At 72.0% G+C, this 19,876-nt stretch carries 21 protein-coding genes; 15 read left to right on the top strand and 6 right to left on the bottom strand.

Annotated elements, in window-relative coordinates:
• Positions 1-42 precede the first annotated feature (42 nt).
• Positions 43-639, top strand: a complete 597-nt coding sequence (locus tag Dsi01nite_RS12270; RefSeq protein WP_373318770.1) for a peptidoglycan DD-metalloendopeptidase family protein — start codon at positions 43-45, stop codon at positions 637-639.
• Here Dsi01nite_RS12270 and Dsi01nite_RS12265 read toward each other — a convergent pair.
• From Dsi01nite_RS12265 to Dsi01nite_RS12250, 4 genes are all read right to left on the bottom strand, one after another.
• Positions 530-1,690, bottom strand: a complete 1,161-nt coding sequence (locus Dsi01nite_RS12265; RefSeq protein ID WP_203846230.1) for an aminotransferase class V-fold PLP-dependent enzyme — start codon at positions 1,688-1,690, stop codon at positions 530-532. The two genes, Dsi01nite_RS12270 and Dsi01nite_RS12265, sit on opposite strands and share 110 nt — an antisense overlap.
• A 47-nt stretch (positions 1,691-1,737) precedes the next feature.
• Entirely contained in the window at positions 1,738-2,637 is a 900-nt protein-coding gene (locus Dsi01nite_RS12260) for a tyrosine recombinase XerC (RefSeq protein ID WP_203846325.1), read from the bottom strand.
• Positions 2,638-2,831: 194 nt separating this feature from the next.
• On the bottom strand, positions 2,832-3,179 hold the full coding sequence (locus Dsi01nite_RS12255) for a hypothetical protein (RefSeq protein ID WP_203846229.1): 348 nt from the start codon (positions 3,177-3,179) through the stop codon (positions 2,832-2,834).
• A 3-nt stretch (positions 3,180-3,182) separates the two neighbouring features.
• Positions 3,183-3,485 (bottom strand): ACT domain-containing protein, encoded by a 303-nt coding sequence (locus Dsi01nite_RS12250; RefSeq protein WP_239135852.1) that lies wholly within the window; start codon positions 3,483-3,485, stop codon positions 3,183-3,185.
• A gap of 76 nt (positions 3,486-3,561) precedes the next feature.
• Here Dsi01nite_RS12250 and Dsi01nite_RS58875 point away from each other — a divergent pair, with 76 nt between their 5' ends.
• The 4 genes from Dsi01nite_RS58875 to dprA all read left to right on the top strand — a co-directional run bounded on the left by Dsi01nite_RS58875 (position 3,562) and on the right by dprA (position 7,642).
• Positions 3,562-4,470 (top strand): bifunctional helix-turn-helix transcriptional regulator/GNAT family N-acetyltransferase, encoded by a 909-nt coding sequence (locus Dsi01nite_RS58875; RefSeq protein WP_239135851.1) that lies wholly within the window; start codon positions 3,562-3,564, stop codon positions 4,468-4,470.
• Between the two features lie 96 nt (positions 4,471-4,566).
• Positions 4,567-4,926: a YraN family protein gene (locus Dsi01nite_RS12235; RefSeq protein WP_203846228.1), complete on the top strand. Its 360-nt coding sequence runs from the start codon at positions 4,567-4,569 to the stop codon at positions 4,924-4,926.
• Complete coding sequence (locus Dsi01nite_RS12230; RefSeq protein ID WP_203846227.1) at positions 4,926-6,440, top strand: YifB family Mg chelatase-like AAA ATPase; 1,515 nt, start codon at positions 4,926-4,928, stop codon at positions 6,438-6,440. Before Dsi01nite_RS12235 ends, Dsi01nite_RS12230 begins: the two co-directional genes overlap by 1 nt.
• Complete coding sequence (gene dprA / locus Dsi01nite_RS12225; protein ID WP_203846226.1) at positions 6,437-7,642, top strand: DNA-processing protein DprA; 1,206 nt, start codon at positions 6,437-6,439, stop codon at positions 7,640-7,642. The genes Dsi01nite_RS12230 and dprA overlap by 4 nt, the downstream gene beginning before the upstream one ends.
• A gap of 470 nt (positions 7,643-8,112) precedes the next feature.
• On the opposite strand, the gene Dsi01nite_RS12220 is transcribed toward dprA, so the two are convergent.
• Positions 8,113-9,291 (bottom strand): pyridoxal phosphate-dependent aminotransferase, encoded by a 1,179-nt coding sequence (locus Dsi01nite_RS12220; protein ID WP_203846225.1) that lies wholly within the window; start codon positions 9,289-9,291, stop codon positions 8,113-8,115.
• Between the two features lie 88 nt (positions 9,292-9,379).
• On the opposite strand from Dsi01nite_RS12220, the gene Dsi01nite_RS12215 reads away from it, so the two are divergent.
• The 8 genes from Dsi01nite_RS12215 (at position 9,380) to Dsi01nite_RS12180 (ending at position 17,163) form a co-directional block, all read left to right on the top strand.
• On the top strand, positions 9,380-10,255 hold the full coding sequence (locus Dsi01nite_RS12215) for a hypothetical protein (RefSeq protein WP_203846224.1): 876 nt from the start codon (positions 9,380-9,382) through the stop codon (positions 10,253-10,255).
• A 532-nt stretch (positions 10,256-10,787) separates the two neighbouring features.
• Complete coding sequence (gene rpsB, locus Dsi01nite_RS12210) at positions 10,788-11,615, top strand: 30S ribosomal protein S2 (RefSeq protein ID WP_203846223.1); 828 nt, start codon at positions 10,788-10,790, stop codon at positions 11,613-11,615.
• A 27-nt stretch (positions 11,616-11,642) separates the two neighbouring features.
• A complete protein-coding gene (gene tsf, locus Dsi01nite_RS12205; protein ID WP_203846222.1) occupies positions 11,643-12,470 on the top strand; it encodes a translation elongation factor Ts in 828 nt (275 codons plus the stop codon).
• 134 nt (positions 12,471-12,604) lie between these two features.
• On the top strand, positions 12,605-13,396 hold the full coding sequence (pyrH, locus tag Dsi01nite_RS12200; RefSeq protein ID WP_052386308.1) for a UMP kinase: 792 nt from the start codon (positions 12,605-12,607) through the stop codon (positions 13,394-13,396).
• Entirely contained in the window at positions 13,393-13,950 is a 558-nt protein-coding gene (frr, locus tag Dsi01nite_RS12195) for a ribosome recycling factor (RefSeq protein ID WP_203846221.1), read from the top strand. Before pyrH ends, frr begins: the two co-directional genes overlap by 4 nt.
• A 62-nt stretch (positions 13,951-14,012) precedes the next feature.
• On the top strand, positions 14,013-14,876 hold the full coding sequence (locus Dsi01nite_RS12190; RefSeq protein WP_373318769.1) for a phosphatidate cytidylyltransferase: 864 nt from the start codon (positions 14,013-14,015) through the stop codon (positions 14,874-14,876).
• A 59-nt stretch (positions 14,877-14,935) separates the two neighbouring features.
• Positions 14,936-16,126 carry a dual-specificity RNA methyltransferase RlmN gene (gene rlmN, locus Dsi01nite_RS12185; RefSeq protein WP_203846322.1) on the top strand — a complete coding sequence of 397 codons (1,191 nt, stop codon included), beginning with the start codon at positions 14,936-14,938 and terminating at the stop codon, positions 16,124-16,126.
• A complete protein-coding gene (locus tag Dsi01nite_RS12180) occupies positions 16,123-17,163 on the top strand; it encodes a DivIVA domain-containing protein (protein ID WP_203846219.1) in 1,041 nt (346 codons plus the stop codon). Before rlmN ends, Dsi01nite_RS12180 begins: the two co-directional genes overlap by 4 nt.
• Before the next feature lie 94 nt (positions 17,164-17,257).
• Here the strand turns inward: Dsi01nite_RS12180 and Dsi01nite_RS12175 are convergent, their stop codons facing one another.
• Positions 17,258-17,476: a DUF2631 domain-containing protein gene (locus tag Dsi01nite_RS12175; protein WP_239135850.1), complete on the bottom strand. Its 219-nt coding sequence runs from the start codon at positions 17,474-17,476 to the stop codon at positions 17,258-17,260.
• A gap of 133 nt (positions 17,477-17,609) precedes the next feature.
• On the opposite strand from Dsi01nite_RS12175, the gene Dsi01nite_RS12170 reads away from it, so the two are divergent.
• Both Dsi01nite_RS12170 and Dsi01nite_RS12165 read left to right on the top strand, forming a co-directional pair.
• Entirely contained in the window at positions 17,610-19,160 is a 1,551-nt protein-coding gene (locus Dsi01nite_RS12170) for a Rieske 2Fe-2S domain-containing protein (protein WP_203846320.1), read from the top strand.
• A 20-nt stretch (positions 19,161-19,180) separates the two neighbouring features.
• Positions 19,181-19,876, top strand: a 696-nt coding sequence (locus Dsi01nite_RS12165) for a DUF2786 domain-containing protein (RefSeq protein ID WP_239135849.1), incomplete at its 3' end; no start/stop codon positions are given.

Raw genomic sequence — 19,876 nt, 5'->3', positions numbered from 1 at the left:
GGGCGGTGGTCGGTGCCGGGTGGGATGGCGAGACTTTGCCGCATGCCGATGCGGATGTTCGCTCTTGTACTGGTAGCGCTGTCGTTCTCGCTGCCCTCCATGCCACGCCACCTTGCGCCCGTTCGCTCCGGGTTTACGTGGCCGTTGGATCCACCGGTGACCGTCACGCGCCGGTTCGAGCCGCCGCCCGATCCGTACAAGGCCGGCCATCGCGGCGCCGACCTGCTCGGGGTGGCCGGTGCGCGGGTGCGCAGCGCCGGCACCGGGGTGGTCGCGTTCGCCGGCCTGGTCGCCGGGCGGCCCGTGGTGAGCGTGTCGCACCCGGGCGGCCTGCGCACCACCTACGAGCCCGTGGACGCCGTCGTGCGGGCCGGGACCGTGGTGGGAGCCGGGACGCCGCTCGGTGTCCTGCGGGCGGGCCACGCCGGCTGCCCGGCGCCTGCCTGCCTGCACTGGGGGTTGCGCGCCGGCGACGTGTACCTGGACCCGTTGAGCCTGCTGCGCCGCGGCCGGGTCCGGCTGCTGCCGGTCAGCGGCCCAGAAGCTTCGGCAGGCCCTCGACGAGGCGCTGGAAGTCCTCCTCGCGGTTGTAGACCTGCGCCGACAGCCGCAGGTAGCCCTGACCGCGCCAGGAGTTGAGGGCGACCTCGGCGGTGAGTTCGTCGGAGATCCGGCGGCGCAGTGCGACGACGGCCGCCGGGTCGCCCGCCGTGCCCGGTGGCAACGGCACGACGGCCATCGGCAGGCCCGTGCGCGCCGGGACGTCGACGTCCAGGGCGGCGGCGACGAGGGCCTGGCCGTGCTCGGCGAGGGCGACGTTGTGCCGGCGGACGGCGTCGACGCCGAGGGACCGCAGGACGAACAGGCCCACGGGCGCGGCGAGCCACGGCGTGTAGTCGCGCGCGCCGACCCATTCCAGGTTGCCGGGGAAACCGGCGGGCTGGCTCCAGGACACCGCCAGCGGCCGGATCCGGTCCCGCCAGCGGGCCGCCACCGTCAGCAGGGCCGTGCCCCGGGGCGCGTAGGCCCACTTGTGGAAGTTGCCGACCCAGAAGTCCGCGTCGACGCCGGCCACCGGATCCGGCAGGATGCCGGGCGCGTGCGCCGCGTCGACCAGGATCGCGACCCGCTCGCCGGCCCGGCCGCGGACCGCTTCGACGATCCGGCGGACCGGCAGCACCCGCGCGGTCGGCGAGGTGATCTGGTCGACGATCACCAGCCGGGTCCGGCCGGTCACCGCGTCCAGGACCGCCCCGACCGCGTCGTCGTCCTGGGCGGTGAGGGGCAGGCGGGCGACGCGCCGGCTCGCGCCGGTGCGCCGGCAGAGCTCGTCCACGGCGAGGTCCACCGCGCCGTACCCATGGTCGGTGGTGACGACCTCGTCGCCGGTGCCGAGGTCGAGCCCGGCCAGGACGATGGCGACGCCCGTCGTGGCGTTCTCCACGAGGGCCGTGCCGTCGGGGTCGGCGCCGATGAACGCGGCCAGGTGCCGGCGCACGTGCGCGACCCGCTCCTCCAGCCCGACGCCGAAGAACCTCGGCGGGTTGGCCTCCATCTCGTCGCGCAGCCGCTGCTGGGCCCGCTGCACCGGGATCGGCACCAGGCCGAACGAGCCGTGGTTGAGCTGCGCGACCGCTGCGTCGTTGGAGAACAGCAGCCGCGCGCCGGGAATCGGCTCTGGAGCGGACACATCCACGATCTTAATGTCCTGTGCGGCTCGGCCCGGCGGGTTTGCCGTCAGGCGCGTGGGTGAGCCTGGTCGTACGCGCTGCGGAGCCGCTCGATCGAGACGTGCGTGTAGATCTGCGTGCTCGCGAGGGAGGCATGTCCCAGCAGCTCCTGGACCGAGCGCAGGTCGGCGCCGCCTTCGAGCAGATGGGTGGCGGCGGAGTGGCGCAGGTCGTGCGGGGAGGTGTGCGGCAGGCCGGCCGCCCTGGCGTGACCGTCGACGAGGCGGCGGGCGGCGGTGGGCTGCAGGCGGCCGCCCCGGGCGCCCAGCAGCAGGGCCTCGCCGCTGGCGGGGGTGGCGAGGGCCGGGCGGCCGTGCCGCAGCCACTCGGTGAGCGACTGCTCGGCGGGCAGGCCGTAGGGCACGGCGCGTTCCTTGTCGCCCTTGCCGATGACGCGCACGACCCGGCGCATCCGGTCGACGTCGCCGAGGTCGAGGCCGCACAGCTCGCTGACGCGGATGCCGGTCGCGTAGAGCAGCTCCAGGACCAGCCGGTCGCGCAGGCCGACGGCGTCGTCGCGGCCGGCCGGCGCGGTCACGAGGCTCTCCGCCTGGTCGGCGCGCAGCACGGTCGGCAGGTCGCGGTGCGCCTTCGGGCTGGCGAGGCGCTGCCCGGGGTCGGTGGCGTGGAGGCCCTCGCGGTGCGCCCAGGCGGTGAACGTCCTGGCCGCCGCGGCGTGCCTGGCCAGGCTGGTCCGGGCCGCACCGGCGGCGCGCCGGCGGGCGAGCCAGCCGCGCAGCACGGCCAGGGTCAGGTCGCCGGGGGTGGCCGTGCCGGCGCGGGCGGCGTGGTCGAGCAGGGACACGACATCGCCGACGTAGGCGCGGACGGTGTGCTCGGAGCGGTTGCGTTCCCCGGCGAGGTGCCTGGCGAAGTCGTCGACCGCGGCGCGCAGGGCGTCGGGCAGGCCCTCGTGGGCGGCGCTTGTCGCTTGCCGTGCTTCCGGCTTCTTCGCTCCCGGTTTCTTCGCTCCCGGTTTCTTCGCTCCCGGTTTCGTCGTCTCCGGTTTCGTCGTCTCCGGTTTCGTCGCTTCCGGCTTTGTCACTTCCGGCTTTGTCACTTCCGGCTTTGTCACTTCCGGCTTTGTCACTTCCGGTTTCGTCACTTCCGGCGGAGCTGGTCTTCGAGGAACCGTTCGATCAGGCCGCGGACCACCGCCGCCATCGTGAACCCGTGCTCGGCGCACCAGGCGCGCAGCTCGGCGTGGCGCTCCGCGGGCAGGCGGAACGTGACGAGCTGGCTCTCCTCGCCGGCCGGAAGGGCGCCGCCGAGGGCGCTGTGCGCGCCGCTCAGCACGCCCGCGCGCAGCTCCACGGCGGCGGCGAGCAGGTTGCCGCCGGTGGCCTGGTGGGGCGCGCCGCGGTCGAGGAGCCAGGCGGTGATCTCCTGGCGGGTGGTGGCGGGGAGCGTCTCGAGCAGCTCCACGAGCTTGTCGGCGGGAGCGGTCATGTCCTACACGATAGCGCCCGCTATCTCGCTGGCGGCATCGATAGGCCACATTTCGACGACCCGTACCCCCTGGATCTCTTCCAACAGGCTGGGCAGGGAGCGGTCGATCACCACGCCGGGGACGCTGACCGTGAACTCGTCCGTCGCGACCGTGCCGTCGCGGCTCAGCACCCGCATCTGCCGGATGTCCACGCCGAGCCGGCCCAGCAGCGTGGTCACCTGACCCAGGGAGCCGGGACGGTCGGGCAGTTCCACGATCACGTGACGTAGCGACATGGGCCAAGCCTGACGACGCAGCGTTTCCATGCAGTTACGACGCCACGTCGGCGGCCTTTCGGGCTGATTGTTGACCACGTCCGTGGAATCGTTGACTATGTCAACTATGACTATCGCGGCGGTACGGGAGTTCAACCGCTACTACACGAACCTGATCGGGGTGCTGCGGGCCGGACTGCACGACTCGGCGTATTCGCTGGCCGAGGTGCGGGTCCTGTACGAGCTGGCGGTCGACCGGGCACACGACACCGCGGAGCTGCGGCGGCTGCTGGACATCGACGCGGGGTACCTGAGCCGGATCCTGGGGCGGCTGGAGGCCGACGGGCTCGTCGCGCGGTCACGCTCCACCGCCGACGCGCGCCGCCGCCGGATCGAGCTGACGCCGGCCGGGCGAGCGGCGTTCGAGGCGCTGGACGCGCGCTCCGACGAGCAGATCGGTGGGCTGCTCGCGGCCGTCGGCGAGGTCGACCGGCGGCGCCTGGTCGGTGCGATGGACACGATCCGGTCCGTGTTCGAGGGCGTGCTGCCGGCCCGGACCGTCGTGCTGCGCGCGCTGCTGCCCGGCGACCTCGGCTGGGTCGTGCAGCGCCACGGGGCGCTCTACGCCGCGGAGTACGGCCTCGACGCCACCTTCGAGGCACTGGTCGCCCGGATCGTGGCGGACTTCGCGACCTCGCACGACCCGCGGACCGAGGCCGGCTGGATCGCCGAGGTCGACGGCACGCCGGTCGGCTCGATCTTCTGCGTGCGTGCCGCCGAGGGGGTGGCCAAGCTCCGGCTGCTGTTCGTGGAGCCGACGGCGCGGGGGATGGGCGTCGGCAACGCCCTGGTGGAGGAGTGCGTGCGCTTCGCGCGGCGGGCCGGATACCGGGAGATGGTGTTGTACACCCAGGACGTGCTGACCGCCGCGAGGCACATCTACCAGCGGGCCGGGTTCGTGCTCGAGAGTGCCACGCCGGCATCGGTCTACGGCGTGGACGTCGTCGAGGAGCAGTGGCGGCTCCGGCTGGTCTGACCTTCGCCGGATCCCGTTATCCACAAGCAGCCTGTTGTCCACAGGTTCGCCGCGCGCGCCCACCCGCGTTCCGCGACCCGCGGCAGGCTTCCCGGCATGACGAACACCAACCAGATCGTGGGCCGCTATGGCGAGCGCCTGGCCGGCCGGCACCTCCTCGCGCGCGGCCTGGTCCTGCTCGACCGCAACTGGCGCTGCCAGTCCGGTGAGCTCGACATCGTCGCCCGGGACGGCCCGGTGCTGGTGTTCGTGGAGGTGAAGACCCGCCGCAGCGGCCGATTCGGGGTGCCGGCCGAGGCGGTCGGCGTGGACAAGGCCCGCCGCCTGCGCCGGCTCGCCGCGCAGTGGCTGGCCGCACACGCCGCCGGCAACCGCCAGGAGATCCGCTTCGACGTGGTCAGCGTTCTGCTCGGCGGCGCCACCGTCAGCGTCGAGCACCTGCGCGGGGTGCTCTGATGGGCTACGCGAAGATCCGCTCGGTGGCGCTGCAGGGCGTCGTCGGGCAGGTGATCGTGGTCGAGGCCGACGTCGCCCCCGGGCTGCCGAGCCTCGTGGTGTCCGGGCTGCCCGACGCCGCGCTCACCGAGGCCCGGGACCGCATCCGGGCCGCCGTCCACAACTCCGGAGCCACCTGGCCGCAACAGCGCATCACGGTCAACCTGCTGCCCGCGCACGTGCGCAAGCACGGCTCCGGGTTCGACACCGCCATGGCCCTCGCGGTCCTCGCGGCGGGCGCCAACCTGCCGACCGGCCTGCTCGTCGACGCCGTGGTCCTCGGCGAGCTCGGCCTGGACGGCACCCTCCGGCCGGTGCGTGGGGTGCTGCCCGCCGTGCTCGCGGCGAGCCGGGCCGGCGCCGGTCTCGTCGTCGTCCCGCCGGGCAACATCGAGGAGGCGCGACTGGTGCCCGACGTCCGCGTCCGGGCCGCCGACTGCCTCGGCCGGATCATCGGCTTCGTCCACGGCACCGAGTCCCTGCTCGACCCGCCGCCCGCGCCACCGGCGGCGCAGCGGGCACCGGCCGACCTCGCCGACGTCCTCGGCCAGGAGCGCGGCCGACGGGCCGTCGAGCTCGCCGCGGCCGGGCGGCACCACCTGGCGATGTTCGGGCCGCCCGGCGCCGGCAAGACGATGCTCGCGCAACGACTGCCCGGCATCCTGCCCGAGCTCACCGAGGAGGAGTCCATCGAGGCGACGGCGCTGCACTCGGTCGCGGGCGCGCTGCCGCCGGGCGGTGGACTGATCCGCCGGGCGCCGCTGCAGGCACCGCACCACACCGCCTCGATCGCGGCGCTCGTCGGCGGCGGCTCCGGCATCGCCAAACCCGGCGCGATCAGCCTCGCCCACCACGGCGTGCTGTTCCTCGACGAGTGCGCCGAGTTCGCCGCCAGCGCGCTCAACGCGCTGCGCGAGCCCTTGGAGCACGGCGAGGTCCGGCTGCGCCGGGTCCACGGCGAGACCGTCTACCCCGCCAACGCCCAGCTGGTCCTCGCCGCCAACCCGTGCCCGTGTGCGAAGCCCGGCGGCGACGCGATGTGCCAGTGCCCGCCGGGGGTGCGGATCCGCTACCGGTCGCGGCTCTCCGGTCCGCTGCTGGACCGGGTCGACCTGCAGGTCGACGTCGTCGCCGTGCGCTCGGCGGCACTCTTCGACACCGAGCCGGTCGAGTCGTCGGCGACCGTCGCAGCCAGGGTCGTGCGGGCCAGGCAGGCCGCGACGCACCGGTGGGCACCGCACGCCCGGTCCAACGGGGACGTCCCGGCGACCGTGCTGCGCGGGCGGCGGTTCCGGCTGCCGCGCACCGTGCTGCAGCCGCTCGCCACCGCGATGGACCGCGGCCAGCTGTCCGCGCGCGGCCTGGACCGCACGACCAGGGTCGCGTGGACCGTGGCGGACCTCGACGGCCGTGACGTCCCCGGCCGCGACGACGTCTACGAGGCACTCGAGATGCGATCAAGGAGCGGGCGATGAGCACCACCGACCGGGCGGCCCGACTCGCGCTGGCCCACCTGGTCGAGCCGGGCAGCCGGGAGCTCGGGCTGCTGACGCGCCGGGTCGGCGCGCCCGAGGCACTGCTCATGGCGGTGCACGGCGGCGGGGTCAGCGAGCCCCTGGCGGGCGCCGTCCGGGCCCGCCTGGACGCCGCCGGCCTGGGCACGAGCACCGGCTCCGCCGACGCCTGGGCGGAGCGGGTCGCGCACACCTTGGCGGCCGCGATGACCGAGCGGGCCGGCGAGCTCGGCGCACGGATCGTCACCGCCGCCGACGACGAATGGCCCCTCGCGCTCGACGACCTCACCCGGATCAGCCAGGAGGGCGCCGACGTCCTCCGCCGCGACACCGACCCGCCGCTGTGCCTGTGGCTGCGCGGCCCGGTGCGGCTCGAGGAGACCATGGAGCGCTCGGTGTCGGTGGTCGGGGCGCGGGCCGTGACCGGCTACGGGCAGTTCGTCGCGTCGGAGTTCGCCTTCGGGCTGGCGGAGCGGGGATGGACGGTGGTGTCCGGCGGCGCGCTCGGCGTCGACGTCACCGCGCACCGGGGCGCCCTCGCCGCGGGCGGCGTCACCTGCGCAGTGCTCGCCTGCGGCATCGACCAGGTGTATCCGGTGTCCAACTCGGCCGTGTTCGAGCGGATTGCCGAGGAAGGGCTCCTGCTGACCGAGTGGCCACCGGGCACCCGGCCGCACAAGACCCGGTTCCTGACCCGCAACCGGGTCATCGCCGCAGCGACCCGTGGCACCGTCATGGTCGAGGCGGGCTCCCGCAGCGGCGCCCGCAACACCCTGGGTTATGCCCGGCGGCTGCAGCGCTCGACCATGGTCGTGCCCGGCCCGGTCACCTCGGCGATGTCGGTCGGCTGCCACGTGGAGCTGCGCACACCCGGCACGGTGCTGGTCACCCGGGTCGAGGAGATCGTCGAGGAGATCGGCCACGTCGGCGAGCTCGCCGAGCCGATCCACGGCGCGGAGCGCCCGGAGGACGCCCTCGACGCAACCCAGTCCCGCGTCCTCGACGCAGTGGCACCACGAGCGGTCCGCTCGGCGGAGGAGATCGCGGCGATCGCGGGCGTGGCGGGCCGTGACGCCCGGCGGAGCCTGCCGGTGCTGGAGCAGCACGGGTTCATCGTGCGCACCAACGGCGGCTACCGACTCGCCTCCCGGAGCGGCCCCTGACACCCCTGGAACCCGACTGGTCCGGGGCTCGATGGATTCGCGCGGCCGCTCGGGGTGGGTAGCGTGGTTGCGCTGTGTGGCGTGTCGAGGTGCTGTTCCCCGGCCTCCGCGCTCGCATGGCCCACCGCCGTTGAGGGCCCCGGTCTGTGACGCCGCGCCGTTGAGGGTGTCGGTCGGTAGTGCCGCGCCGTTGAGGGTGTCGGTCTGTGGTGCCGCGCCGTCGCTGGCACGGGCGTTGCCCGCGCTTTCCGGACTGCGGGAACCGCCACTACCTGGTTGGTTCCTGGTTGCCGGTGACCAGGAACCAACCAGGAGTTCCCCAGAGGTCACCGCTGGCCCGGCCACCTTGCGATACCTGGGCCGGATGCGGCCGGTCGTGAAGTGCCTGGCTCAGCTCATGCCCGGCGACCGGCCGGGTCCGGGCTGGTCGGGGTCCGGGCTGGTCGGGGTCGGTAGGAGCCGGGTTCGGGTCAGAGGCGGCGCAGCCGGGTGATGGCCTCCTCGATCACCTCGTCGCGCTTGCAGAAGGCGAAGCGCACGATGTGCCGGCCGGCGGACGCGTCGTCGTAGAAGACCTGGGTGGGCACCGCGACCACGCCGCAGCGCTCCGGCAGGGCCAGGCAGAAGTCGACGCCGTCGGTGCCGCCCAGGGGCGTGATGTCGGCGGTGACGAAGTACGTGCCCTCCGAGCGCAGGACGGCGAAACCGGCCGCGGTCAGCCCCTCGCACAGGCGGTCGCGCTTGCGCTGCAGGCCGTCGCGGAACTGCTCGTAGTAGGACGGCGGGGAGTCCAGGGCCACGGCGACGGCCGGCTGGAGGGGGCCCGCGTTGACGAAGGTGAGGAACTGCTTGACCCGTAGGGCGGCGGAGACCAGGTCGCGGGGGCCGCAGATCCAGCCGATCTTCCAGCCGGTGCAGGAGAAGGTCTTGCCGGCCGAGGAGATCTGCAGCGTCCGGGCGCGCATGCCCGGCAGGGACGCGATCGGCACGTGGGGCGCGTCGGCGTCGGTGAAGACCAGGTGCTCGTAGACCTCGTCGGTGACCGCGACCGCGTCGAACTCCTCGCAGAGGGCGGCGATCTGCCCCAGCTCGTTGGGGGTGAAGACCTTGCCGGTCGGGTTGTGGGGGGAGTTGAGCAGGACGAGCCGGGTCCGGGGGCCGAAGGCGGCGCGCAGCTCGGCGGGGTCGAAGCCGTAGCCGCCGTCGTGTGCGCGCAGGGTCACCGGCCGGCGGACCGCGCCGGCGAGCGCGATCGAGGCGGCGTAGGAGTCGTAGTAGGGCTCGAAGCAGACGACCTCGTCGCCGGCCTCGCACAGGGCCAGGATGCTGGCCGCGATCGCCTCGGTGGCGCCGGCCGTGACGATGATCTCGCCGTCCGGGTCGTAGTCCAGCCCCCAGAAGGCCTTCTGGTGCGCGGAGACGGCGGCGCGCAGCTCAGGGACGCCGGGGCCCGGCGGGTACTGGTTGCGACCCGAGTGGATCGCCGCGGCGGCGGCGTCGAGCATGGCGGTGGGGCCGTCGGTGTCCGGGAAGCCCTGGCCGAGGTTGACGGCACCGGTCCGGGCCGCGAGGGCGGACATCTCCGCGAAGATGGTCGTGCCGAAGGGGCGCATCCGGGCGACGAGTTGATCTCGCGTGGTGTCAGTCACCCACCGAGTATGCGACGCCGGTCACTGTCGCGTTCTCCCAGGACCGTGGAGTGGTGGGGATCATCCGGAGCGTCTACCGTGACGGACCGTGGATGGACGCCGGAACTTCTCCCCGGACCCGGATGCGGAACCCCGCTGGTATCCGGACGACCGTGGATACGACGAGCGCGGCCGTGACGACCGCCGGGACGAGCGCCTCGATGACCGTCGCGACGACCGCCGTGACGAGCGGTCGCGTGACGACCGTGCCTACGGGGACGACCGCGGTTACACGCCGACGCGGTATGCCGACGACCGTGAGTACGACGACGGCTACCGGGTTCCGGAGCCGCGTGGCGCCGCCCGTGGCTACGGCGACCCCCTGCCCTACGGGGACAGCCCGAGCGGGCAGTTCAGCGCACCGCTCCCGGCCGGGCCGGAGAGCGTCGACGCCGAGTCGGTCTCCCGGTCGCGGCGGTCCGAGGCGATCGACCGCAGCGCCCTGCAGCGGCCGGTCTCCGGTGGTGCTCCGAGCGCGCCCGCGGCCCAGTTGCCGCCGCCCCAGGTGACGGTGCCGACGGGGCCGCCGGCGCAGGCGGGCTTCGGCCCGCAGAACGCGTTCGCCGCGCCGACCACGCTGACCGCCGCGGTGCCGCCACCGCCGGCGGCCGCCGAGCCGGGCGGCGCCGTGTACCGCTCGAAGCGTCCCGGCCTGGCCGTCGCGCTGGTGCTGCTCACCGTCGTGTTCGAGGTGCCGGTGCTGCGCCTGTTCCTGACCGCGATGACCGCCGACAAGATCGAGGCGGCGGGCACCCTCGCGAGCATCTTCATGATCCTGGGCCTGCCGATGTTCGCCCTGGGGCTGTACGGCCTGATCGGCGGCGCCGCGGCCTCCGCACCTGGGGTGCGGGCCTGGTCGCGCACGCCGCTGGCGTATCTGCCGATCGCGGTGCTGCTGTTCATCGCGGCCGCGCTGTCGACCTGACCGCCTGACGGGCGGTGACCACCGGCCGGGGGAGCGGCGTTCGCGCACGGAAGTGCCGCGCCGCCCACCCGGCCGCCGCGCGCTCCACGGGACCCCGGCCGCCGCGCGCTCCGCGCGACAGCCGCGCGCTCCGCGGGACCACGGCCGCTGCGCGACAGCCGCGCGTTCCGCGCTCCGGGGGACCGCGCCAGTCGCGGGCGATTTGCCGGAAAAGTCGGCGCTGGAGCACGCTTGCCGTAGGCGCCGGCGAGGCGCCGGACGTGCCCCGAAAAGCGGCATCCGGGGGCGGATTCGTGGGTCGGCGACGACTGCGCGTACACTTCCGAACGGCGACCGTGCACGCACGGTCGACCTCGCGCGCCCTCCCGCAGCCCGCCGCTTTCTTGCGCCGGGCGAGAGAAATGGGCGGCGGCCGCCCTGGTCCCGTTTCCCAGCCACGTGCTGACTCGGGTGAGACGGCCGACGACCGGGCGCCAGGACGGCGGACCGACCGGACCGCCGTGTCAACCAGGATCGAAAGGATCCCGCGAACATGGCTGTAACCATGCGCCAGCTGCTGGAAAGCGGCGTGCACTTCGGGCACCAGACCCGCCGTTGGAACCCGAAGATGAAGCGCTTCATCTTCACGGAGCGCAACGGCATCTACATCATCGACCTGCGCCAGACCCTCGACTACATCGAGAAGGCCGCCGACTACATCCGCAACACCGTCGCCGAGGGTGGCGCGGTGCTGTTCGTCGGCACGAAGAAGCAGGCGCAGGAGGCGATCGCCGAGCAGGCGACGCGTGTCGGTCAGCCGTATGTCAACCACCGCTGGCTGGGTGGCATGCTGACCAACTTCCAGACCGTCTACAAGCGGCTCCAGCGGATGAAGGAGCTCGAGTCCCTCGACCTCACCGGCACCGCGCAGGGTTACACCAAGAAGGAGACCCTGCAGCTGTCGCGCGAGCAGATCAAGCTGAGCCGCACGCTCGGTGGTCTGCGGGACATGCAGAAGCTCCCGTCGGCGATCTGGGTGATCGACACCAAGAAGGAGCACATCGCGGTTGACGAGGCCCGCAAGCTGGGCATCCCGGTCATCGCGGTGCTCGACACCAACTGCGACCCCGACGAGGTCGACTTCCCGATCCCGGGCAACGACGACGCCATCCGCTCCGCCGCGCTGCTGACCCGCGTGGTCGCGGACGCGGTCGCGGAGGGCCTCATCGCCCGGTCGGGCCGTTCCACCCGTGCCGACCAGAAGCCCGAGCCGGGCGTCGTGGCCGGCGACGAGCCGCTCGCTGAGTGGGAGCGTGAGCTGCTCGAGGGTGCCAAGCCCGAAGACGCACCTCCCGCCGCTGCCGAACCCACCCAGGCCTGACAGAGCGAACTCAAGCGAGAGAGAGTCATGTCCAACTTCACCGCCGCGGACGTCAAGCGACTCCGCGATCTGACCGGCTCCGGCATGATGGACTGCAAGAAGGCGCTCGAGGAGTCCGAGGGCGACTTCGACAAGGCCGTTGAGCTGCTGCGCATCAAGGGTGCCAAGGACGTCAACAAGCGTGCCGGCCGCACCACCGCCAACGGCCTCGTCGCGCACGTCGGCTCGGCTCTTGTCGAGATCAACTGCGAGACCGACTTCGTCGCCAAGAACGAGGCGTTCGTCGAGCTGGGCCAGAAGCTGGCCAGGCACATCGACGAGACGAAGCCGGCCGACGTCGAGACCCTGCTGGGCTCGAAGCTCGGCGACAGCACGGTGGCCGAGCTGATCCAGACCGAGTCGGCGCGCATCGGCGAGAAGCTCGTCATCAACCGCCTCGCGGTGCTGGGTTCGCCGGTGGCGATCTACATGCACCGCAAGAGCCCCGACCTGCCGCCGCAGGTCGGCGTCGCGGTCGAGTTCACCGGCAAGGACGACGAGGCCGCCATTGCCGACGCGCGTGGCGTCGCGATGCAGATCGCGGCCATGCGGCCGAAGTACCTCAGCCGCGACGCCGTCCCGGCGGACGTGGTCGAGTCGGAGCGCCGCATCGCCGAGCAGACCGCTCGCGAGGAGGGTAAGCCGGAAGGCGCCCTGCCGAAGATCATCGAGGGCCGGGTCAACGGCTTCTTCAAGGACTTCGTCCTCGTCGAGCAGGCGTCGGTCAGCGACAACAAGAAGACCGTCAAGCAGGTGCTGGCAGAAGCCGGCATCGAGGTGACACGGTTCGTCCACTTCGAGGTCGGCCAGGCCTGACAGCAGGGCGCGGAGGGGGTCACGGAATCCACACTGGATGCCGGGACCCCCTCGTCATATCCCCAGGCGCGAGGCAGACCCCAGAAGGCGCGAGACAGATCCCAGAGCGGCAGAACGGACGAGAGGTTGCCCAGATGACGCACACCGCTGTGGAAGCGGCAAGGCAGGCACTGACGCCGGCCCCGATCGGGGTGCGGCGCGTCGTGCTGAAGCTCTCCGGCGAGGTGTTCGGCGGGGGCGCGGTCGGTGTCGACCCGACCGTGGTGCGGCACATGGCCACCCAGATCGCGACCGTGGTCCGCCGTGGCGTCCAGGTCGCCGTGGTCGTCGGCGGCGGCAACTTCTTCCGCGGCGCGGAGCTGTCCCGTGCCGGTATGGACCGTTCGCGTGCCGACTACATGGGGATGCTCGGCACCGTCATGAACTGCCTCGCGCTGCAGGACTTCCTGGAGAAGGAAGGCATCGACACGCGGGTGCAGAGCGCGATCAGCATGGCGCAGGTCGCGGAGCCGTACATCCCGCGCCGCGCGATCCGGCACATGGAGAAGGGCCGGGTCGTGATCTTCGGCGCCGGCGCCGGCATGCCGTACTTCTCGACCGACACCGTCGCCGTGCAGCGCGCGCTGGAGATCCACGCCCACACGGTCCTGATGAGCAAGAACGGGGTCGACGGTGTGTACACGGCCGACCCGCGCACCGACCCGACGGCACGCAAGCTCGACAGCCTGACGTTCGCGGAGGCCCTGCTGCAGGGCCTGCGGGTGGTCGACCAGACCGCGTTCAGCCTCTGCCAGGAAAACGCGCTGCCGATGCTCGTGTTCGGCGCCGAGGGGGAGGACAGCGTGGCTCGCGCGTTGAGTGGTGAGAGGATCGGCACGCTCATCACCGCCGAGCCCATCCCGGATCGAGGAGGAAAGACCACGTGATCGAAGAAGCTCTCTTCGAGGCCGAAGAGAAGATGGAGCGCGCGATCGAGCACGCCAAGGAGGAGTTCGCGGTCATCCGGACCGGCCGAGCGACCCCGGCGATGTTCGGCAAGGTGATGGTCGACTACTACGGCACGCCCACTCCGCTGCCGCAGATGTCGTCGATCGCCGTCCCGGAGCCGCGTATGGCGATCATCAAGCCGTACGACGCGAGTGTGATCGGTGCGATGGAGCGGGCGATCCGCGACTCGGACCTCGGGGTGAACCCGAACAACGAGGGCACCCAGATCCGGATCAACCTGCCGCAGATGACCGAGGAACGCCGCCGCGAGTTCATCAAGGTGGCGCGGCACAAGGCCGAGGATGCCCGGGTCGCCGTGCGCAACGTGCGCCGCAAGGCGAAAGAGGAGCTCGACCGCATCGTCAAGGACGGCGAGGCGGGTGAGGACGACGGGCGCCGCGGCGAGAAGGAGCTCGACGACCTGACGCACCGGTTCGTCGCCCAGATCGACGAGCTGCTCAAGCACAAGGAATCAGAGCTCCTCGAGGTCTGATGACGGCCCCCGGTACCCCTTCGACCAGGGCGCGGCACGCTGATGCCGCGCCCGAGGCGTCTATGCCAACAGAACAGAAGCCGGCCGAAGAGAAGCCCAAGCGCCGCGCCGGTCGCAACCTGCCCGCCGCCATCGGCGTCGGCGCGGGGCTCGGTGGCGCGGTCATCGCCTCGCTCTTCGTGTGGATCCCGGCGTTTCTCGCCCTGGTCGTCGCCGCCGTCATCGTCGGCATCTGGGAGATGGTCCGGGCCGTCAGCGTCAACAAGGCGAAGCCGCCGCTGGTGCCGCTGCTGATCGGTGGCCCGTGCATGGTGGTGCTCGCCTGGTTCGGCGGCGCCGACCTGCTGCCCGTCGGCCTGCTCGCGACGCTGCTGGTGGTGTTCGTGTGGCGGTTCGCCGGGGGGCCCCGGGACTATCAGCGCGACGTCACCGCCGGCGCGCTGATCGCGGTCTACGTGCCGTTCCTCGGTGCGTTCGCGGCGCTGCTCGCCCATCCCGGCAAGGACGTGTCCGACGGCGCCGTGCGCGTCCTCGTGACGGTCCTGGCCGTGGTGCTGTCCGACACGGGCGGATATGTGACAGGTGTCTTCCTCGGCAGGCACCCGATGGCACCCTCCGTCAGCCCGGCGAAGTCCTGGGAGGGCGCCGCGGGGTCGGTCGTGTGGACGGGCGCCGGCAGCGCGCTGGCGCTGTCCCTGCTGCTGGACGACGCCGTCTGGTGGCACGGCGCCGTCTTCGGTGTCGCGGTCTCGATCGCGAGCGTCCTCGGCGACCTGGGTGAGTCGCTGATCAAGCGCGACCTGGGCGTCAAGGACATGAGCAACCTGCTGCCCGGTCACGGCGGGCTGATGGACCGGCTGGACTCGATCCTGCTGGCCCTGCCGACCGCCTATGCCGTCCTGGCGTTCCTGGTGCCCCCGTCCTAGTGCCCTTGGCCAGCGGTACTGAAGATCACGCGACTCGGCATGGGACACTTGAAGACGTCATGACACAGCTCCCCGTTTTGAACCTCGCATCCACCGCGACCGGCACGACCAGTGACGGCCGCCGTGCGACCATGCCACCACGGCACCTGGCCGACCTCGATCTCGCCGGACGCCGGGCCGCGGTCGCCGAGCTGGGGGAGCAGGCGTTCCGCGCGGGGCAGATCTCGGCGCACTACTTCGGCCGGCTGGTCCGGGACCCCGACGGCATGACGGACCTCCCCGCCAGGAGCAGGGACGCGATCGCGGCGGCGCTGCTGCCGAGGCTGCTGCACCCAGTGCACGAGAAGGCCACCGACGACGGAGCGACCCGCAAGACATTGTGGCGCCTTCACGACGGTGCTCTCGTTGAGAGCGTCCTCATGGGATATCCAGACCGGGTGACGGTGTGCGTGTCGAGCCAGGCGGGCTGCGGGATGGCGTGCCCGTTCTGCGCCACCGGGCAGGCCGGCCTGACCCGCAACCTGTCCACCGCGGAGATCGTCGACCAGGTCGTCTGGTTCGCCGGGATGGCCGCCCGCGGGGTGCTGCCCGGCAGTCCGGACCGGCTGTCGCGGGTCGTCTTCATGGGCATGGGCGAGCCCCTCGCCAACTACAACCGGGTCGTCGCGGCGGTCCGCCGGCTCACCGACCCCGCCCCGGAGGGGCTCGGGCTCTCCCAGCGGCACATCACGGTGTCCACCGTCGGGCTGGTCCCCGCCATGCGGCGGTTGACGCAGGAGGGGCTGTCGGTGACGCTTGCGCTGTCGCTGCACGCACCCGATGATGATCTGCGCGACACGCTCGTGCCGGTCAACCAACGTTGGAAGGTCGCCGAAGTGCTTGATGCCGCGTGGGAGTATGCGGCTCGCACCGGTCGGCGCGTGTCCATTGAATACGCAATGATCCGGGATGTGAACGACCACCCGTGGCGGGCTGATTTGCTCGGTCGGCTCTTGTCCGGCCGTCTCGCGCATGTCAATCTCATCCCGCTCAATCCGACACCCGGCAGCAAGTGGGACGCTAGTCCTAAGCCGGTGGAGCGAGAGTTCGTCCGACGCCTCCGGGCCGCCGGTGTCGCGACCACGGTGCGTGACACCCGTGGCCGGGAGATCGACGGGGCCTGCGGGCAGCTTGCCGCCTCAAACGGTGGCAAAGTGGGAGAGCGTGAAACAGGCTTGCTAGCACGGCGAGCGAACGAGGAGACACAGTGAGTCAGGGTCAGCGGTTCCGGCGCCGTGCGCTGCGGCGGGGATACAAGGTCGACGAGGTCGACTCGTTCCTCGACCGGGTTGAGGCCACCCTCTCCGGTGACCCCATGGGCGCCCCGGTCAGTGCGCAGGAGGTCCACGACGTGGTCTTCCGCGTGCGTTTCGGCGGCTACGACGAGTGGCAGGTCGACCTGCACCTCGACCGGGTCGAGCGCCAGCTGGCCGAGCTGGAGGAGCGGGGCGGCGGCGGTGGCTTCGGCCGTGCCCTCGACTCCCGCAGCGGCGAGCTGCGCATGGCGCCCGAGCGGATGCCCGAGCGCATGCAGCCCGAGCGGATGGGTCCGCCCCCGATGGAGCGGATGCAGCCCGAGCGCATGGGCCCCCCGCCGATGGAGCGCATGCAGCCGGAGCGGATGGGTCCGCCCCCGATGGAGCGGATGCAGCCCGAGCGGATGGGCCCCCCGCCGATGGCCCCCCCGCCGCCGCTGCCGCCGCGACCCACTCCCGCGCCCGCCGGCCCACCGCCCCGCGACCAGAACTACGGCCGTTACGACGAGCCCACCTACGGTGGCGCCTTCGACGACGACCGCGGCTACGAGGCGCCGCGCCAGCCGCGCGCCGACATGACGGCCGAGATCCGCATGGAGCCCCGCGAGCGCCCCGAGCCGACCACCTACGGCGGCGCGCCGGACCGGGACCGCGACCCGTATGGCGGCGGCCCCGACCGCGACCCCTACGGCGACTCCTACGGCGGCCCGCCCCAGGCGGCGGCCCCCGTGCAGCACCAGTCGACCGAGGTGGCCCGCATCGACCAGCTGCGCCGCACGTTCCAGCTGCGCCGCTTCGGCAGCGGCTACGACCGCGCGCAGGTCGACCGGCTGTTCGAGGGTGTGATGGCGTCACTGTCCGGCCGTGGTGGCCCACTCACCGACGGTGACCTGGACCCCTCGCACTTCAACCTCGTGCCCGGTGGCTACTTCGAGGCCGAGGTCGACGCCGCGCTGAAGGAAGTCCGCGACATCGTGATTCGTCGCCGCTGACACGGGGACGAAGAAAGGCGCACCGGTTCTCCGGTGCGCCTTTTTCCATGTGTACGACCAGCGCAAACCGCCCGGTCGAGCGCAGGTCGTCGAGTCAGCGCAGGCCGTTGCGGCGCAGCACCCAGTCACCGACCAGCGCCAGCACCAGTACACCGGCACAAACGACCAACCAGATGTCCTCGACGCGACCCTGGTGGTTGCCGACCAGCATCCCCAGGATCAACAGCACGGTGACGGCCGCACCGAAGCGGGCCGCCCGCGGGTGTCCCGGCTTGAGCTGGTCGGGGGAGGTCACGGGCTCGTGCTCGGCCACGACGCGTCCTTTCGCTGCAGGTGTGCTTCGCGACAAAGTCTGGCATGCGGCACCCGGCCCGACGGTTGCGGGTCGGTCGGGTAGCGTCGGGACCGCAGTTTTTCTCATGGCTGATAGGAGGAACGCGGTGCGGATCACCGGGACCGGGCACGCCAGCCTGCGCATCGACACCGAGGCCGGCAGCATCCTGTGCGACCCGTGGGTCAACCCGGCGTATTTCGCGTCCTGGTTCCCGTTCCCCGACAACTCCCTGCTCGACTGGGAGGCGCTCGGCGACTGCGACTACCTGTACGTGTCCCACCTGCATCGCGACCACTTCGACGCCGAGCACCTCAAGCGGTTCGTGTCGAAGAAGGCGACCGTCCTGCTGCCGGAGTTCCCCACCTCGGAGATGCGCGACGAGCTGGAGGCGCTGGGCTTCACCAGGTTCCTGGAGACGAAGAGCAACCAGGTGCACGAGCTCGACGGCGGCCTGAAGATCATGATCCAGGCGCTGACCTCGCCGACCGACGGCCCGATCGGCGACTCCTCGCTGTGGGTCGAATACGACGGCGTGCGCGTCCTCAACCAGAACGACGCCCGGCCGACCGACCTCACCACCTACACGGCGCTCGGCCACGTGCACGCCCACCTGCTGCAGTTCTCCGGCGCCATCTGGTATCCGATGGTCTACGACCTGCCGCAGTCGGCGAAGACCGCGTTCGGCAAGCAGAAGCGCGACCGGCAGTTCGACCGGACCTTCCGGTACATCGACGACCTCAAGGCCTCGCACGTCGTGCCCATCGCCGGCCCGCCGTGCTTCCTCGACGACGACCTGTGGCAGTTCAACGACATCTTCGGTGACGAGGGCAACATCTTCCCCGACCAGTGGGTGTTCCAGCAGGAGTACGCCAAGCACGGCGGCACCAACTCCACGGTCCTGCTGCCCGGCTCGGTGATGACGGTGGGTGTTGATCGGGTCGACACGGTGCACCCGACGGACGTCGAGGAGTTCTTCGCGCACAAGCGCGAGCACCTGGAGGAGATGCGGGAGCGGAAGCGCCCGGTGATCGAGGCCGCCAAGGCGTCCTGGCGCCACCCCGAGGTCGACGTCCTGAAGGGGATGAAGGAGCGCATCGAGCCCCTGCTGGACGAGTCCGTGTATCTGGCGAAGGGCGTCGGCGGCCCCGTCCGCTTCGACCTCGTCGGATACGACGGTGTCTCCGTGGAGTCGATCGTCGTGGACTTCCCGGGCAAGCAGGTCCGCGAGTACGCCGACGAGAAGGTCCGCTACCGGTTCCGCACCGAGCGCGCCCTCATCGAGCACCTCCTCTTCATCGAGGAGGTCGACTGGGTCAACTCCCTGTTCCTGTCCTGCCGCTTCACCGCCACCCGCATCGGCCAGTACAACGAGTTCGTCTACTCGTTCTTCAAGTGCCTGTCCGAGGAGCGGCTGCAGTACGCGGAGGGCTGGTTCGCCGAACAGAAGCCCGACGCCGAGGACATCAAGCTCGGCGACTGGATCGTGCAGCGCCGCTGCCCCCACCTCAAGGCCGACCTGACCCGCTTCGGCATCGTCGACGGCAAGACCCTCACCTGCCAGCTGCACGGCTGGAAGTTCGACCTGCCCAGCGGCCGCTGCCTCACCAGCGTGGGGCACGAACTGCGCTCCCGCCCGGCGGGCACATCCTCGGAAGTGTCGTAGGTCGGCGGTAGCCTCTGCTCGTGTTGGAGAAGGTTCGCAAGCTGCTCGCCAAGGCCGAAGACCCCGCATGCACCCGCGAGGAGGCCGAGGCGCTCACCGCCAAGGCCGCCGAGCTCATCGGCAAATACGGCATCGACCAGGCCCTGCTCGCCGCCGCCGAAGGGCAGCGCCCGCAGGCCGTCGGCAACCGCCTGGTCGAGCTGCACCCGCCGTATCTGCGCGAGAAGGCCCATCTCCTGCACGTCGTCGCCACGTCGCTGCGCTGCCGCTCGGTGCGCCTGCAGCACCGCACCCGCGACGGCCTGCGCATCTCCATGCACCTGTTCGGCTTCGAGTCCGACGTCGCCGGCGTCGAGCTGCTGTTCGCGTCCCTGCTCGTCCAGGCCGCCCGCGGCGTCCTCGTCGAGCACGTCCCGCCGGGTGAGCAGGTCGCCGCCTGGCGCCGGTCCTGGCTCATCGGCTTCAGCTCGGCGGTCGCGCACCGGTTCACCGAGGCCGACCGGCGCAACCGGGCCGCCGCCCCCGACCAACCCGGCGTGGCCCTCGTCCTGGCCGACCGGGGCCGCGCCGTGGACGTCGCGGTGGACGAGCAGTATCCGGACCTGCGCATGGCCCGCCCGCGGCGGTTGACCGGCGGGGGCTTCGACGCGGGCAACGCCGCCGGGCAGCGCGCCGACCTGGGCAGCCCGCGCGTCCCGACCGCCGCCCGTCAGTCG

The organism is Dactylosporangium siamense (assembly GCF_016862795.1).
Classification (GTDB): domain Bacteria; phylum Actinomycetota; class Actinomycetes; order Mycobacteriales; family Micromonosporaceae; genus Dactylosporangium; species Dactylosporangium siamense.
This window is presented reverse-complemented; position numbering and strand designations above follow the sequence as displayed.

Bases quoted from the DNA above. Each gene is read 5' to 3' on its own strand.
- dprA (WP_203846226.1), top strand. From the start codon at position 6,437: ATGAGCACCACCGACCGGGCGGCCCGACTCGCGCTGGCCCACCTGGTC.
- tsf (WP_203846222.1), top strand. From the start codon at position 11,643: ATGTCCAACTTCACCGCCGCGGACGTCAAGCGACTCCGCGATCTGACC.
- Dsi01nite_RS12250 (WP_239135852.1), bottom strand. From the start codon at position 3,485: ATGGAAACGCTGCGTCGTCAGGCTTGGCCCATGTCGCTACGTCACGTG.
- Dsi01nite_RS12270 (WP_373318770.1), top strand. From the start codon at position 43: ATGCCGATGCGGATGTTCGCTCTTGTACTGGTAGCGCTGTCGTTCTCG.
- rpsB (WP_203846223.1), top strand. From the start codon at position 10,788: ATGGCTGTAACCATGCGCCAGCTGCTGGAAAGCGGCGTGCACTTCGGG.
- pyrH (WP_052386308.1), top strand. From the start codon at position 12,605: ATGACGCACACCGCTGTGGAAGCGGCAAGGCAGGCACTGACGCCGGCC.
- rlmN (WP_203846322.1), top strand. From the start codon at position 14,936: ATGACACAGCTCCCCGTTTTGAACCTCGCATCCACCGCGACCGGCACG.
- Dsi01nite_RS12235 (WP_203846228.1), top strand. From the start codon at position 4,567: ATGACGAACACCAACCAGATCGTGGGCCGCTATGGCGAGCGCCTGGCC.
- Dsi01nite_RS58875 (WP_239135851.1), top strand. From the start codon at position 3,562: ATGACTATCGCGGCGGTACGGGAGTTCAACCGCTACTACACGAACCTG.
- Dsi01nite_RS12190 (WP_373318769.1), top strand. From the start codon at position 14,013: ATGCCAACAGAACAGAAGCCGGCCGAAGAGAAGCCCAAGCGCCGCGCC.
- Dsi01nite_RS12230 (WP_203846227.1), top strand. From the start codon at position 4,926: ATGGGCTACGCGAAGATCCGCTCGGTGGCGCTGCAGGGCGTCGTCGGG.
- Dsi01nite_RS12255 (WP_203846229.1), bottom strand. From the start codon at position 3,179: ATGACCGCTCCCGCCGACAAGCTCGTGGAGCTGCTCGAGACGCTCCCC.